Origin of the sequence: Pseudomonas sp. TWI923 (assembly GCF_039673365.1) — a bacterium.
GTDB classification, from domain to species: Bacteria; Pseudomonadota; Gammaproteobacteria; order Pseudomonadales; family Pseudomonadaceae; genus Aquipseudomonas; species Aquipseudomonas sichuanensis.
In genome coordinates, this window is record NZ_JBDJLM010000188.1 from 1 (window position 1) to 323 (window position 323).

Below are 323 nucleotides of genomic sequence, written 5' to 3' on the forward strand. Positions count from 1 at the left end.
CGCATTTCGCTCAGTTAAGAGCAGAACTCACAAATTTTACCTTAGCCTGATCACACACCAGTGAAAGTGCATGTCAGTCTATCTATCACATATCCGAATTTTTAAAGAACGTACTAGTCAAAGACTAGAAATCAATATTCACAATGGAATATTCATTTCTAAACTCTAACGCGACAGACCAACATCATGGCTGGCCTTCCGTCTTTCACAAAGAATCAAGCAATTCGTGTGGGAGCTCATCAGCAGGCTGATGTCGTCGATTAAGGAGGTGATCCAGCCGCAGGTTCCCCTACGGCTACCTTGTTACGACTTCACCCCAGTCA

The 323-nt window shown here is 44.0% G+C and carries 1 rRNA gene; it reads right to left on the bottom strand.

The window, feature by feature from the left end:
• Positions 1–261: 261 nt before the first annotated feature.
• Positions 262–323 (bottom strand): 16S ribosomal RNA (locus tag ABE459_RS26060); the annotation flags it as partial.